The following is a 13,884-nucleotide window of genomic DNA, read 5'->3' as shown; positions in this document are numbered from 1 at the left end:
GCGGTTGCGGGATGCGTCCGTTACGGATCAAGGACAATTCCGAGGGGGTTCGCGGACAAGGCGGATAACGGGGGCCGACCACCGATGGTCGGCGAACCCGACGCTTGCCTGTCTGACCCACCCACCGCATAGCGTTCACCCTCAGCCTGTTGCAATGAGCGCCTGCTCTTGCGTTGCGTTGCTTTCTCATTCGTTGCAATGAAATTGGCCTATTCACCTGTGAGTATGAGCTTTTGACGCAACAAATAAGTTGTCGAATCACTGAACGCAACGTAGCTTTTCGTGCATCGGAAACACCGACGACGAACGCAGAAGCACCTGATGCACCAGTTCGACATCCGCCCCGCCCGCCAAGGACCCCTACTTCGGACCCTCCGGAGCCGTCGAGGAGAGGAACACCCATGACGTCGCCGCTCATTCAGAAGCCCGAGACGGCGACCCCGGCCGCCCCCAACGCCGTCGCCTCCTTCATACGATTCGTCATCCTCGGTGGCGGCGTCGGGCTCCTCTCCGGCCTGGCGGTTCCGCTACTGGCCCTGACCCTGCCCTGGGCGGTCGCGAACGCGCTCGTCACAGCCGCGTCCACCCTGCTGTGCACCGAGCTCCACGCCCGCTTCACCTTCGGGGCGGGGCGCCGCGCCGGCTGGCGGGAGCACTGGCAGTCCGCCGGCTCGGCGACCCTCGCGTACCTGGCCACCACGGCGGCCGTCTGCGTCCTTCACCTGATCCAGCCCTCGCCCTCCCTGCTCAGCGAGCAACTCGTCTACCTCGGCGCTTCCGGCCTCGCGGGATTGGGCCGCTTCATCGTCCTGCGCCTCTATGTCTTCGCCGTTCGTCGCGGCCGGGAGACGGCGCTACGTCCCCTGGTCCAGCAGGAAGCGGGAGCCATGGCCCTGACAGCAGCGGCTTGAGCCAGGGCGCCGACACTCACCGGGATCGCCACGAGCCAGCCGATCCGTTCGGCCAGGACGACGATGATGCCCGAGCGGCCGGACCCGCGAGTGCGCCTGTTCTGCCAACGCCCGGCGAGGCCGCGCGCGGGCACTGTCACACCCTCGTGGGACCGTGAGAGGACGGACATTCGGCGCGCGGTCGCCACCCGGGCCGCAGGCATGCCGGCGCAGGCCGTTGAGAGGCGGCCGCGGCGGGCACCGCGCGCCCCGAGCCGAGGAAGGCCGCGTCATGACCGACATAGACACTCAGTTCCTGCGCAGCCTGTTCGACGAGGAAGGCAGCCTGCACACCGCCGGCCGCACCGCCCTGTACCGGCTCTACGGACTCGAGGGCCTGCTGTACGTCGGCATCTCCACGTGCCCGCTCACCCGTATCCGCACCCACCTGCAACAACAGCCGTGGGGCCCCCGTGTCATCGGCGTACGGATCGACTACCCCCCTGACGCCCACGCGGCCGAACGTGAAGCCGTCCACTCCGAACGACCCCTGCACAACATCGTCTTCAACGGCGAGGCACCTCCCCCACCCCCCGACCGGGCCGCCCGGCTGAGAGCCGAACTCGCCGCGCAACAACGCCGTTTGGAAGAACTCCAGGCGGCCGTCCCGCAGTCCACCACCCACCTGCGCCTCATCCTCCGCGGCATCACGGCAGCACAGACGAAGGTCGACAAACTCGCCAGAGACGCCCAGGAGGCCGAGCGGGCCCAAGGGACACAGCAACCACCCGGACGACAGCCCAAAAGGCCATGATCACGGTGGGCACCCGGTCCACGTCAGCGGCGGCGCCTGAGCGCCCCACTGACCCAACTCCCCCCAGGAGATGCTCAGTCGAGACAGAACTCGTTGCCCTCGACATCCCGCATCACGATGCACGACTCGTTGTCCTCATCGGCGGGCAGCAGGCGTTCGCGCACCGCGCCGAGCGCGACCAGCCGTGCGCACTCGGCCTCCAGCGCGGCCAGACGCTCCGCACCCACGAGCTCGGTACCGACCCGCACATCGAGATGCACACGGTTCTTGACGACCTTGCCCTCGGGAACACGCTGGAAGAACAGTCGCGGACCCACACCTGAGGGATCGGCACACGCGAACCACGAACCCCGGTCCTCGGAAGGCAGGGTGCGGTCGTACTCCTCCCAGCTCGCGAATCCCTCGGGCGGGTCCGGTACGACGTACCCCAGCACCTCGCACCAGAAGCGAGCGACACGCTCGGGCTCCGCGCAGTCGAAGGTGACCTGGATCTGCCTGATCGTCGACATCGGCGCACCCTAGCAAAGGCCGGCGTCACCACCCCACTTGCGTAGGTAGTGCCTGCGGTACCCGCAGGTGGGCAGCGTAGGGGTTCGTGCAGCACCCCGGGCGCGCGGAAACCTACAACCATGAAGCGAAACAAGGCAGTAGTCATCTCCTCGGTCCTCCTCTCCGTCAGCGCGGTGGCGATCGGCACTCCGGCCATCGCCGACTCGGCACACGGGTCACCCGCCTCCGTCGCCGCGTCGAAGGCCTCGGCCTCCGCGCGGCTCGACGGGCGTGTGGTCGCCGCCGTCGAGCGCAGCGCTCACCCCCTCAGGACCACTGATCCGCAAGGCGGACTGCGGGACCTGCGGGCGCTGGGCCGGATGATCGGCGGCGCCGAGGTGGTGGGCCTGGGCGAGGCCACCCATGGCTCGCGGGACTTCTTCCGCATGAAGCACCGGGTCTTCCGGTACCTGGTCGAGGAGAAGGGCTTCCGGTCCTTCTCCTTGGAACTGCCCTGGAGCAGCGGAGTGCGGCTCAACGACTACGTGGTGCACGGGAAGGGCGACCTCGAGGACATCGCGCGCGAGGAGTTCCAGGGTTCGTACCGGATCTGGAACAACCAGGACTACCTCGACCTCATCGAGTGGATGCGCGACTACAACCTCCACCACCCGGGCGACCCCGTGCAGTTCATGGGGAACGACATGGGCTACGCGGGTCCCGAGCTGTACGGGCGAGTGACCGACTACGTGGCCCGCAGGTACCCGCGGCTGCTGGACCGCGTCACCGAGCTGTACCGCGGGCTGGCGCCGGCCACCGACGCCGGCACCTACAGCGCGGAGTACTTCGAACTGCCGCTCGCCGAACGCCGGGAACGGTCGGCGCGGACCGGCGAGGTGTACGAACTCCTGCGCAGGCAGCGCCCCGCCCCCGGCGCCGACCCGCGGGAACACATGTGGATGGTCCAGCACGCCAGGGCCATCCACCAGATGGCCAGGGGCATGTCCTTCGACTTCGGCGACGAGAGCCAGGTGGCGCAGATGATGAGGCTGCGCGACCAGGTCATGGCCGAGAACGTGGCCTGGTGGCACCGGCACACCGGCGACCGGGTCCTGCTGTCGGCCCACAACACCCATGTGTCCTACGACTCGTTCGACGCCCGGTACCCGAAGACCCAAGGCGCGTTCCTGCGCGACGCGTTGGGCAAGGACTACGTCAGCATCGGCTTCAGCTTCTACCAGGGCTCCTTCAAGGCGTTCGGCACCGCGGACAACGTGATGCGCACCTACCGGGTGGGCGCCGCGCAGCCGGGCTCCAACGAACACACCCTCGACAGGGCCCGCCAGGACGACTACGTTCTCGACCTGCGCACGGCCCCCGAACCCGCGCGCACCTGGCTGCACGAGGCGCGCGCCACCTGGAACATCGGCGCCGGATGGCCCGACCCCGTGAAGTACACGACCGCCTTCGGCAGGGCGCACGACATCCTCATCCACCTGCACGACGTCGAGGCGACCACGTATCTGGGCACCCCCTGAGCGGCGGGTCCCGGCCTCCCGGGCGCACCGCCCGGGCCCCGGCGACCCGGTGCGACAGCCGAGCCGTACGGGGTCGGTGGAGCAGGAAGCGGTCCGCGGAGGCGCGGTCGACACCTCGACGGCGATCCCGACAGGACGGGCGGTCCGTGGTGAGTGGACGCGTGGTGACTGGCAGAGTGGGCACCGGGGCGCGGCTCGCCCCCGCGAGGAGGTGGTCCCTGTGTTCGACTACGACACCGAGCTCGCTCGTCATCACGTACGCCTGCTGGAGGCCCTCGACGTCCGCCCCGGTGACCGTGTCCTCGACATCGGCTGCGGCACGGGCCTGACCACCCGGGACGCGGCCCGTGCGGCGGCGCCGGGCACCGCCGTCGGCATCGACGTCTCGTGCCCGATGCTGGCGCGGGCCCGCCGACAGACCGAGGCGGAGGGGCTCCGCAACGTCGACTTCGTGCAGGGCGACGCTCAGACCCATGCGTTCCCGCCGGAGCACTTCACCCTGGCCGTCAGCCGGTACGGCACCATGTTCTTCACCGACCCGGGCGCCGCCTTCGCCAACATCGGGCGGGCGCTGCGTCCGGGCGCGCGGTTCGTGCAACTGGTCTGGCAGGCCGCCGACCGGCAGGAGTGGCACACGGCGATTCGGGCGGCGCTCTCGCAGGGGCACGGGCCGTCGGCGTCCGCCTCAGGGACCGACGACCCCTTCGCTCTGGCCGACCCGCACGTCATGGCCGGGATCCTGACCCGGGCCGGATTCACCGCGGTGGATGTCGTCGACGTGCACGAGCCCGTCTGCTACGGCCCGAACGCGGAGCGTGCGCTCGCCGCCGTCCGTGGGCTGCGCATGGTGGAGGAATGGACCGCCGGTCTGGATTCCGCGTCCGCCGGACGCGCCCTCGACCGGTTGCGGTCGACGCTCGACGCGCACGACACCGGCGACGGCGTGTGGTTCGACTCCCGCGCCTGGCTGGTCACCGCGCACCGGGGTTGATCGCCTGCGGGGGCTGACCACCACCGCCGTGACCTGCCCCTCCGCGCCCTTCCATCCGTTTCTGCCCTCAGGCCCGTGCCCGCTCGGCGAACTCGCCGGCGTCGGAGTCCTCACTCGCCACCAGTCGCAGGTGAGCGGTGATCTCCTTGCCTCCGCCCCGGGGAGTCACGTCAACCCGGTCACTGATCGAGTGCACCAGGTACAGGCCGTGACCGCCGACGCGACCGCGGTCGGGCGGCCTGACCACCGGAGCGTCCGGCGAGGTGTCGTACAGGCTGATCGACAGCTCCGTACCGGTCAGCCGCAGCGTCAGGGCGCAGGGGCCGGGAGCGTGCCGCAGCGCGTTGGTGACGAGCTCGCTGACGACGAGCTCGGCATCCGTGACGCGGGACGCGGGGACGGCGGGGCGGTCGCCCAGCGGGGCGTGGGCGAGGACGGCGCGCACGTCCCGCCGCGCCTCCACGGCGTGAGGCGTGCCGGGTCCCCAGGCCGCGGCATAGCGCAGCCTGGCATGATCGTCCCTGCCCGTCCCATCTGCCGCATGCTTCATCAGCGGGGTGATCATGTGGAGCTCTTTCGTCGCGTTCACCACTCGTGACCGGTTGCCGCTCTTGCGGCTACCCGGGCACAGGGGACCTACGCAGGCCGTGCACGCCCGCTCCGCCGGACGGTGAGTGCTCAGCCCTGGCCGGGGCGGTCGGCGCGAACCCGCTGGGCGACGTCGCGCAGCTTGATGTTGTGCTGCTGCGAGATGCGGCGCAGCACGCTGAAGGCGTCGTCCTCGCTCAGCTTGTGCCGTTCCATCAGGATGCCCATGGCCTCACCGATGGCGTGCCGGGTCTTCATGGCGTCCTCGAGCTGGTCGATCGTGCGGGCGTCGGCCAGGGCGACGGCGGCGTGCGAGGCCAGCATCCAGCCGGCGGTCTCGATGTCCTTGCCGAAGGCGCCGGGGCGGCGGGAGTACAGGTTCAGGGCGCCGAAGTCGTCGTCGTGGGTGTAGAGGAGGACCCCGGTCATGCTGCCGATACCGAGGTCACGGGCCGCCCTGGCGAACCGCGGCCAGGCCGGTTGCGGCTCGGTGAGGTCCGCGATCCGGAAGACGCGATCCCCCTTCCCGCCGTCGGCGCGGGCGGCGAGATCGAAGCACGGGCCCTCAGCCAGCTCTCCCTGCAGCCGGTCGGATGCCTCCACCACGTCGCCGCATGCGGACAGGGTGACCGCCCGGCCCTTGCGGACGGCCAGGATTCCGGCCGCGTCGCAGCCCTCCACCAGGCGCACCGCCGACGCCGCGATCTCGTCCAGCGTGCCCTGCACAGAATCCTGTGCCAGCAAGTTCCTCGCGAGCTGGGCCATCGCCTCGGCGAACTCCCGCCACTCCACCGCCACCACCCACCTCCACCGGTGCGGCCACCCTACAGCCGCCGCGCTCCCCGTCGCCGTTGCAGGACGACAGGGGCTCGCGCTCCACGGTCCGTGCGCAGCCGACGCCCGCGGTGCCGTGCGGTCCATGGGGGACTGGAGTGCTCTGCGGCGGTTCGGCAGAAGGCGCGCGATCAGACCGCACCCCGGTCGGCTCGCATGGGCATCCGTGGCAAGAAGGTGGTCTCCGCATCCGCCCGCGAGACGGTGACCCCGTCCGGACGCGGCCTCCCCGGCTCGTTGGCTGAACCGGAGAAGCCTGGCCGGTGCGGCCCCCATGGGTACGCCGCCACGCCCGGCCTGACGTTCAAGTCCCCCGCTCCACCCGTGCTACTCCTGTGCCGCCGTGGCCGACCGGGGTCGGACCTCCACGCCGGTCCCCGGCGGACGCCGGTTCACCGGTCCTCGTGCCGTACGCGGACGACCAGCTTGCCGGTGGCGCGGTCGTGCTCCATGTCGTCGTGGGCCTGCGGAACCTGGTCGAGGCCGTCGTAGACGCGGTCGACGGGGAAGGCCAGCCGGCCGGCGGCGACCGCGTCCAGGATCTCCTGGAAGGCCGCCCGGGGCAGGTCGGCCGCGTCACCGAAGTAACCCGCGAGACGTACGCCCCTCGGCAGGTACTCGTTCGGGGAGAAGTCCCGCACCGTCCACTGGTTGGAGAGGCTGCCGCCGAAGCAGCCCGTGCCGTGGACGCGTACCGCGCGCAGGGTGTCGCGCAGGGTCGGGGTGCCGACGAGGTCGAGGGCGGCGTCGACGCCGTGCGGGTAGAGCGCCCGCACGGCGGGCGCGATCTCGCCGGTGTCGAGCAGCGGATGGTCGACACCGTGCCGCGCCAGCAGGGCGAGGCGGTCGGGGCGCCGGGTGGTGGACAGCACCGTGGCGCCTCGCCAGGTGGCCAGCGCGGCGGCCGCCAGGCCGACCGAGGAGGTGCCGCCGCGGATCAGCACGGACTGGCCGGGCCTGAGGTCCAGGCCGACGGTGAGTGAACCGTAGGCGGTCTGCACCATCTCCGGCAGGGCGCCCAGCACCTCCCAGGGCAGGTCCGTGTCGACCGGGATGACCTGGCTCAGCGGCACCGACGTGTACTCGGCGTAGCCGCCGTCGTAGGTGCGCCCCATGTCCCCCATCATGGCCACGACCTTCTGCCCGGGCACGAGACCGCTGTCGGCCGGGGCCGCGTCGACGGTGCCGGCGGCCTCGATGCCCGGTACCCGGGGAAAGGTGACGCCCTCGCTCAGCCCCAGCCGGAGTTTCAGCTCCGAGCGGTTGAGCCCGAACGCCTCGACGCGGATGCGCACCCAGCCGTCCCTCTCCGGCGGCAGCGGGAGCGTGACCGGCCGCAGGTTGGCCACGGGACCGGGAGCGGTGAGCCGGACGGCGCGCATCGTGCGGGGCGAGGACGTCATGAGCCTGCTTTCTGACCCGGGGGCAGGAGAGTCGGACGGCGGTGGACAACGTGGGCGCGCCGTGGGTTCATTCCCGACCCGCCGCGTGTCGGGCGGTGAACAGCGGGCGCCCGCTCCGAGGGGGCCGGCGCCCGCCTGGTCGGCGGCCCGCGGGACGGAGGTGAGCGATTTCCTGAACACGTGCGCGAGCTGGGTTACGCTCGTCTCTCACTGGGGGTGAACTGGCGTGCATCGAACGTGACTTCGGGGGCCTTCTTGTCGGTACAGCGGTCGGCGTCGACGGACGACGCGGCTGCCGCGCTGCGGCAGACCGGTGCCTCACCCCTGCGGCTCGGCGACCCGAGGCGCGTCGGCCCTTACGCACCCGTGGCGCTGCTCGGCAGCGGCGGCATGGGACGGGTCTATCTGGCGCGTCCCGCGGACGACAGCCCCGGGCTGGTCGCGGTGAAGGTGATCAGGCCGGAGTACGCGGAGGACCCCAGGTTCCGGCGCCGGTTCGAGCGCGAGGCAGCCGTGCACGCCCGCCTCAGGACACCGCACGCACCGCGCCTGTGCGGCACGGGCTTCGAGGACGAACTGCTGTGGATGGCCACGGAGTACCTCCCGGGCTTCGACCTGGCGGAAGCCGTGAAGGAGTACGGCGCCCTGGAGACGGCCGCGGTGTGGCGGCTGCTGGCGGAGCTGGGGCAGGCACTCGCGGGTCTCGCCGACGAGGAGATCGTGCACCGCGACCTGAAGCCGTCCAACGTACTGCTGTCGGTCCGCGGTGCCCACGCGATCGACTTCGGGATCGCGAAGGCCGCCGACGCCAGCGCGATCACCGGCACGGGCAACCGGGTGGGAACCCCGGCCTACATGTCGCCCGAGCATCTGCGAGAGGGCCGCTCCGACACCGCGTCGGACGTCTTCTCGCTGGCCGGGACACTGGTCTACGCGACCACGGGACGTGCCCCGTTCGGCGACGGCACGGGCGTCGACGTGATGCACCGCGTGGCGTACGAGGACCCCGACCCCGAGGTCGTCGGTGAGCTCTCGGCGGCGGACGAGGAGCTCGGTGCCCTGCTGACCGCCTGCCTCGACAAGGACCCCGCTCGACGGCCCGGGCCGCGGGAGCTGGTCGACGCCGCCCAGGTCCGTCCCCGGGCCTCCGCCTGGCCGGAGCCCCTGGGCGGCGAGGTGCTCGCCCGGCAGCAGGCGTACGAACTGCTGCACGGTCTGCCGGTCGCCCGCATGGGCTGTCTACGGTCTCCCGGCGACCTGCCGCCGGTCGTGTCCGCACGCCTCCCGCAGCCAGCTCCGCTGTCCGCGCCCTCCGAGGCGCAGCCGCCCGCGAAGGGCGCCGGCGGCCCATCGCAGCCTCCGCCGGACCCGCCGAAGACCCCGGTCCGCAGCCGCAGGAGGGCGTTACTGGTCGCCGTCGCGGCCGTCGCGATCTGCGTCGTGGCTGCGATGGCGTTGCTGCTGGTCAAGCAGCAGCCCCCTGCCTCCGCCGCACCGGAATCCGGTGCCGGCAGGGCGGAGGGCACCGGCCCCCGTGACCCCGCCACCGGTTCGCTCTCCCCGAGCACGGGCGGACTGAGCCGCCCGGACGTCGACGGCGCCGTGGCGGAGAACCCCGACCCGGAGCCGGGGGCCACCTCGGCGGAGCCCCGTGCCTCGGGCTCCGCCGGCGGCCAGGACATCGACACCCGCCCTACGGGTGACGATCCGTCCACCACCCCGTCCCCGGCCACCCCGTCCGCCGACGGCCCGTCCGCCGGGACCGGCACCGCGCCCTGGCTCGCGGAATGCACCTACTACGACGGCAACGGACGCACACGCCTCGGCGACAGCGGCAAACGCGTGCAGCAGGTGCAGTGCATGCTGACGGAGCGCGGTTACGGCGTCGGAGGAACCGGCGTGGACGGTGAGTTCGGCTCCGGCACGGAGGACGCGGTCCGCGCCTTCCAGAGCGACCGGGGCCTGGACGCGGACGGCGTCGTGGCACACGACACGTGGGTCGCGCTCCGCGGCGCCGAGTGACCGCTCCGGAACCGACGCGCCGTACTCACTCGTCGATCACAGCGCCGAAGCGGGCGCCGTGGCCGTTGCCGCCGAGAGCGGCGGCACCGTAGGAACGGGAGCCGTCGGCGAGCAGGCCGTCACCGCTCGCGGGCAGCAGCCACACCGCGCCGTCACCGGCGTTCTCGTCGGGCGCCGCGGCCACCAGCTCCGCCCGGCCGTCGCCGTCGGTGTCCACCAGCCGCACCTGGGCGCCCCACCCGTCACCGGCCTCGGCGGCACCGGGGACGCCCGGGGAGTTCTGGTCGAAGTACTGGGCCCCGGTGCCGGTCACGCCCTCCTGCGAGCCGCGCAGCAGCCACACCGCGCCCGCCCGCTGTTCGCCGTCCGCGTCCTCGCCGGGCGCACCGACCGCCACGTCGGCGAAACCGTCACCGTCGACGTCGGCGACGGACAGGTCGTTGCCCCACGCGTCGCCCTGCTCGCCCGCTCCGGGCACGCCCGGGGAGTTCTGCGACCACCACTGCGGGGCGGTACCGGGGCCCTCCGTGCCGGCGGGTCCCTCCCCGCCGCCGTAGTAGACGCCGACCAGACCGCCGGGCGCGTCCGCGTCACCGGCCGTCTCGTCCACGCCGCTGAGCTGGCCGACCACGAGGTCGTCGTCGCCGTCGCCGTCGACGTCGCCGGAGGCGGTGCCCAGGCCGCCGAGCAGGTCGTGCCGGTAGGCCAGGCCCTCCGCTCCGCCCGCGTAGTAGGCGGACCAGCCCTTGGTGTAGTCGTCGTCGGGGCTGTAGCCGGAGACGACGAGGTCGGCGAAGCCGTCGTTGTCGTAGTCGCCGGTGGTCAGGTAGGCGGCCTGGAGGGTGTGGCCGGTGGAGTGCGGGGTGCCGACCTGACGCAGGACGCCCGCGTGGTAGGTGAAGACGTGCAGGCCCACCTTCTGGTCCAGGACGACGAGCTGGTCGCCGACGATGTCGCCGGTGAACCGGGCGGCGGCCACCGCGTGGCCGAACCGGGCGCCCTCGACCGGGGTGGCGGCGGTGAAGGTGGCGGTGCGCCCGGTGTCGAGGCCGTGCGCGGAGCCGTAGACGACGGTCACCCGGCCCGCGTCCTCGACGGTGCCCTCGTCCTCGCCGGGGGTGCCGATGACCGCGTCGTCGTAGCCGTCGCCGTCCAGGTCGCCGGTCGCGACGGCCTGTCCGAAGTGGTCGCCGGTCTCGGAGGTGCCGGGCACGCCCTTGGTCGACTGGCTGACGACCTGGACCTCGCCCTTGGGCACGGTGGTGTTGGTGCCGATGCCGTTGGGGGCGCCGTACTGGACGGTGACGTACCCGGCGCCCTCCTTGCCGTCGACGGTGCCCTCCGGGACGCCGACGAGGACGTCGTTGTAGCCGTCGCCGTCGAAGTCGCTGTTGCGGTCGGCGGCGGAGGTGCCGCCGGGGACGCCCGCGAAGGCGGCCGGTGCCGCCAGGATGCCCGCCCCCGCCAGCAGCAGGAAGGAGGCCGCCGCTACGGCGGCGGAGCCCGCGGTACGCCGGGCGGTGCGCGTGGTGATGCTCATGTCTGTTCCCCCCGTGGGAAATTGATGATGTGTCAGTCGGCTGGTCCGGCCGACCGGTTCTGGTCGCAACGCAGGGTTCGACACGACGGGCCCGGCACTGGTTGTGGGGCCCCGGCGTGCTGTGACACGGCGGTGACATCCGTTTCCCGCCCACGACACCCGGTACGGTTCCGGGCCGTACGATTTAGCGCACCGGCTCACCGATGCCCAGCAAGGGCCGGTCCTGTACGGGATCGAAACCGTTTCCGCCTTGTCGCGGCCCGGCCTTCCACCATGCCGGTGGCCAGGGGGTGGGGCAGGTCGTCATGCCGCCGCCGACGTCAACAGCGGCTCCCGCAGGGGGCGTTGACAGCTCTCGGGTTCGGCGTCACGGTGAGGGTTCTGCCGCGCATCGGGCCCGGAGGTCTCGCCTTGGCTGGTTCGTCCGCACCGGAGTCGGACGCCGAACTCCTCGAACGTGTACGGAAACTGCAGCCCCTCATCCGTGCGCACGCCGTGCGCACGGAGCAGCGCCGCCGGGTGGCCGGAGAGGTCGTCGCGGCCCTGACGGACGCCGGGGTCCACCGCATGAACGTGCCCCGCCGGTACGGCGGTCACCAGTCCTCGGTGCGCACCCAGGTCGAGGTGCTGAGCGAGGTCTCGGCCGCGTGCGGGTCGACCGGGTTCACGGCACTCATCCAGGCCGGGTGCGCGTTCATCGCCGCGCTCTTCCCGGACGAGGCACAGGACGAGATCTTCGCCGACCCCGACGTACGGGTCAGCGGCACCCTCGTCCCCAAGGCCAAGGCCCGCCCGGTGGAGGGTGGTTACGTGGTCGACGGCACCTCCCGGTTCGCCACCGGCTGCCAGGACTCCGACTGGCACCTGCTGACCGCCGTGGCCGACACGGGGGACGGCCGCCCTCCGCGTCCGCTGTGGACGGCCGTTCCGATGTCCGACCTCGACGTGCTCGACGACTGGCACGTCTCAGGGCTCGCCGGGAGCGGCAGCAACAGCGTCGTGGCCCGTGACGTCCACGTCCCGGCCCACCGTGTCCTGGAGCTGGGGCCCTTGCTGGGCGGTTCCTTCCCGTCACGGCGCAACAGCGCCGACCCCTTCTACGGCATGCCGGTCCTCCTGCTGTTCTGCGCCTGGACGGCGGCCGGCGCTCTCGGCCCCGCGCGGGCGGCGCTGGCGGAGTTCGGCGAGCGCGTCCACCAGCGGGGCATCACGTACACGATCTACGAGCGTCAGCACGAGGCACCGGTGACACACCTGCAGTTCGCGGAGGCCGCGATGAAGATCTCCTGCGCCGAACTGCTCACCGCCGACTACGTCTCGCTGATCGACGCCCGGGTCGCCGACGGGAACTCCTACACGACGGAGGAACGGGCTCGGATCCGGGCCCAGAGCGGTTATGTGGCGCGGCTGTGCAAGGAGGCCGTGGACCTGATCGGTTCCGCGTCCGGAGCGTCGTCACTGCGGCTGGAGGTGCCGGTCCAGCGGGCCGTGCGGGACCTGAACGCCCTCAACCTGCACTCCTTCGTCAACCCCGCCGCCAATCTGGAGCTGTACGGCAGGGTGCTGTCCGGGCTGGACGCCGGTACGCCCTTCCTCTGAGGCCCGGACGAGGCCCCGTACGAGGACCCGGGCGAGACCGCGGACGGGTCGGCCGTGCGGGCTCCCGTCGGCCTCGGCTTCAGGTCGACGGGGCCGCGCACGGCCGTGCGGGTCCGCGGGCCGGTCAGCCGTTGGCCAGGAGCTCCAGGGTGTCGATCACGCGGTTCGAGAAACCCCACTCGTTGTCGTACCAGGCGACTACCTTGACGTGGCGGCCTTCGACGCGGGTGAGCGCCGAGTCGAAGATCGACGAGGCGGGGTTGCCCGTGATGTCCGAGGAGACCAGCGGGTCCTCCGAGTACTCGAGGACGCCGGCCAGGGGGCCCTCGGCCGCGGAGCGGTACGCGGCGAGTACGTCCTCGCGGGTCACGTCGCGGGCGACGGTCGTGTTGAGCTCGACGATCGAGCCGACCGGCACCGGGACGCGGATCGAGTCGCCGGACAGCTTGCCGTCCAGGTTGGGCAGCACGAGCCCGATCGCCTTGGCGGCGCCGGTCGTGGTGGGCACGATGTTGACACCGGCGGCGCGGGCGCGGCGGGGGTCGCGGTGCGGGCCGTCCTGGAGGTTCTGCTCCTGGGTGTAGGCGTGCACCGTCGTCATGAAGCCGTGCTCGATGCCGGCGAGGTCGTCGAGGACCGCCGCCAGCGGGGCGAGCGCGTTGGTCGTGCACGACGCGTTGGAGACGATCGTGTGCAGGTCCGCGTCGTAGGCGTCGGTGTTCACCCCGTACGCGAGGGTGACGTCGGCACCGTCCGAGGGCGCGCTGACCAGGACCTTCCGCGCGCCCGCGTCGAGGTGGGCGCGGGCCGCCTTGGCCGAGGTGAACCGGCCGGTGGCCTCCAGCACGATGTCGACGCCGAGCTCGGCCCAGGGAAGCTGCGCGGGTTCGCGCTCGGCGAGCACGGTGATGCGGCGTCCGTCGACGACCAGGGTGTTCCCGTCGACGGTCACCGGACGGCCGAGGCGGCCGGCCGTGCTGTCGTAGGCGAGCAGCCTCGCGAGGGCGGCGGGTTCGGTGAGGTCGTTGACGGCGACGATCTCCAGGGCGCTGTCGCGTTCGAGGAGCGCGCGCAGCACGTTGCGTCCGATACGGCCGAATCCGTTGATGGCGATGCGAGTCATGAATGGTGTCCCTTCCCTATGCCCACCAGGCTCGCGCGCGGCATCGCCCGCTG

General features: G+C 72.0%; 12 protein-coding genes. 6 read left to right on the top strand and 6 right to left on the bottom strand.

From position 1 onward, the window contains the following. The first annotated feature begins 401 nt into the window (after positions 1-401). Positions 402-911, top strand: a complete 510-nt coding sequence (locus ACIQJT_RS04290) for a GtrA family protein (RefSeq protein ID WP_365462455.1) — start codon at positions 402-404, stop codon at positions 909-911. A 271-nt stretch (positions 912-1,182) separates the two neighbouring features. Next, positions 1,183-1,704, top strand: a complete 522-nt coding sequence (locus ACIQJT_RS04285) for a GIY-YIG nuclease family protein (RefSeq protein ID WP_402639699.1) — start codon at positions 1,183-1,185, stop codon at positions 1,702-1,704. Between the two features lie 74 nt (positions 1,705-1,778). On the opposite strand, the gene ACIQJT_RS04280 is transcribed toward ACIQJT_RS04285, so the two are convergent. Further along, positions 1,779-2,213, bottom strand: coding sequence for a VOC family protein (locus tag ACIQJT_RS04280; RefSeq protein WP_402639697.1), 435 nt, complete (start codon positions 2,211-2,213; stop codon positions 1,779-1,781). 120 nt (positions 2,214-2,333) lie between these two features. On the opposite strand from ACIQJT_RS04280, the gene ACIQJT_RS04275 reads away from it, so the two are divergent. Together ACIQJT_RS04275 and ACIQJT_RS04270 are read left to right on the top strand one after the other, a co-directional pair. Beyond that, positions 2,334-3,731: an erythromycin esterase family protein gene (locus ACIQJT_RS04275; RefSeq protein ID WP_402639695.1), complete on the top strand. Its 1,398-nt coding sequence runs from the start codon at positions 2,334-2,336 to the stop codon at positions 3,729-3,731. 220 nt (positions 3,732-3,951) lie between these two features. Next, positions 3,952-4,722, top strand: a complete 771-nt coding sequence (locus ACIQJT_RS04270; RefSeq protein ID WP_402639693.1) for a class I SAM-dependent methyltransferase — start codon at positions 3,952-3,954, stop codon at positions 4,720-4,722. Between the two features lie 67 nt (positions 4,723-4,789). On the opposite strand, the gene ACIQJT_RS04265 is transcribed toward ACIQJT_RS04270, so the two are convergent. From ACIQJT_RS04265 to ACIQJT_RS04255, 3 genes are all read right to left on the bottom strand, one after another. Continuing rightward, the gene (locus ACIQJT_RS04265; protein WP_402639691.1) at positions 4,790-5,287 is read right to left on the bottom strand and encodes an ATP-binding protein; all 498 of its coding nucleotides are present in this window, start codon (positions 5,285-5,287) and stop codon (positions 4,790-4,792) included. 113 nt (positions 5,288-5,400) lie between these two features. Further along, positions 5,401-6,102, bottom strand: coding sequence for a GAF and ANTAR domain-containing protein (locus ACIQJT_RS04260; RefSeq protein ID WP_365462620.1), 702 nt, complete (start codon positions 6,100-6,102; stop codon positions 5,401-5,403). 434 nt (positions 6,103-6,536) lie between these two features. After that, positions 6,537-7,547, bottom strand: a complete 1,011-nt coding sequence (locus tag ACIQJT_RS04255; protein WP_402639689.1) for a zinc-binding dehydrogenase — start codon at positions 7,545-7,547, stop codon at positions 6,537-6,539. A gap of 255 nt (positions 7,548-7,802) precedes the next feature. Here ACIQJT_RS04255 and ACIQJT_RS04250 point away from each other — a divergent pair, with 255 nt between their 5' ends. Further along, positions 7,803-9,569 (top strand): protein kinase, encoded by a 1,767-nt coding sequence (locus ACIQJT_RS04250; RefSeq protein ID WP_402639687.1) that lies wholly within the window; start codon positions 7,803-7,805, stop codon positions 9,567-9,569. A gap of 25 nt (positions 9,570-9,594) precedes the next feature. Here the strand turns inward: ACIQJT_RS04250 and ACIQJT_RS04245 are convergent, their stop codons facing one another. Continuing rightward, positions 9,595-11,109 carry an FG-GAP repeat protein gene (locus ACIQJT_RS04245; RefSeq protein ID WP_402639685.1) on the bottom strand — a complete coding sequence of 505 codons (1,515 nt, stop codon included), beginning with the start codon at positions 11,107-11,109 and terminating at the stop codon, positions 9,595-9,597. 411 nt (positions 11,110-11,520) lie between these two features. On the opposite strand from ACIQJT_RS04245, the gene ACIQJT_RS04240 reads away from it, so the two are divergent. Next, on the top strand, positions 11,521-12,708 hold the full coding sequence (locus ACIQJT_RS04240; protein ID WP_402639683.1) for an acyl-CoA dehydrogenase family protein: 1,188 nt from the start codon (positions 11,521-11,523) through the stop codon (positions 12,706-12,708). A gap of 124 nt (positions 12,709-12,832) precedes the next feature. Here the strand turns inward: ACIQJT_RS04240 and gap are convergent, their stop codons facing one another. Next, complete coding sequence (gene gap / locus ACIQJT_RS04235; RefSeq protein ID WP_365462433.1) at positions 12,833-13,831, bottom strand: type I glyceraldehyde-3-phosphate dehydrogenase; 999 nt, start codon at positions 13,829-13,831, stop codon at positions 12,833-12,835. Between the last annotated feature and the right edge of the window lie 53 nt (positions 13,832-13,884).

The organism is Streptomyces sp. NPDC091972 (genome assembly GCF_044756385.1).
Lineage (GTDB): Bacteria > Actinomycetota > Actinomycetes > Streptomycetales > Streptomycetaceae > Streptomyces.
This window is presented reverse-complemented; position numbering and strand designations above follow the sequence as displayed.

What these genes read in the sequence shown, in the direction of transcription:
- ACIQJT_RS04290 (WP_365462455.1), top strand. Translation starts at nt 402, where the DNA reads ATGACGTCGCCGCTCATTCAGAAGCCCGAGACGGCGACCCCGGCCGCC.
- ACIQJT_RS04280 (WP_402639697.1), bottom strand. Translation starts at nt 2,213, where the DNA reads ATGTCGACGATCAGGCAGATCCAGGTCACCTTCGACTGCGCGGAGCCC.
- ACIQJT_RS04285 (WP_402639699.1), top strand. Translation starts at nt 1,183, where the DNA reads ATGACCGACATAGACACTCAGTTCCTGCGCAGCCTGTTCGACGAGGAA.
- ACIQJT_RS04265 (WP_402639691.1), bottom strand. Translation starts at nt 5,287, where the DNA reads ATGATCACCCCGCTGATGAAGCATGCGGCAGATGGGACGGGCAGGGAC.
- gap (WP_365462433.1), bottom strand. Translation starts at nt 13,831, where the DNA reads ATGACTCGCATCGCCATCAACGGATTCGGCCGTATCGGACGCAACGTG.
- ACIQJT_RS04255 (WP_402639689.1), bottom strand. Translation starts at nt 7,547, where the DNA reads ATGACGTCCTCGCCCCGCACGATGCGCGCCGTCCGGCTCACCGCTCCC.
- ACIQJT_RS04245 (WP_402639685.1), bottom strand. Translation starts at nt 11,109, where the DNA reads ATGAGCATCACCACGCGCACCGCCCGGCGTACCGCGGGCTCCGCCGCC.
- ACIQJT_RS04275 (WP_402639695.1), top strand. Translation starts at nt 2,334, where the DNA reads ATGAAGCGAAACAAGGCAGTAGTCATCTCCTCGGTCCTCCTCTCCGTC.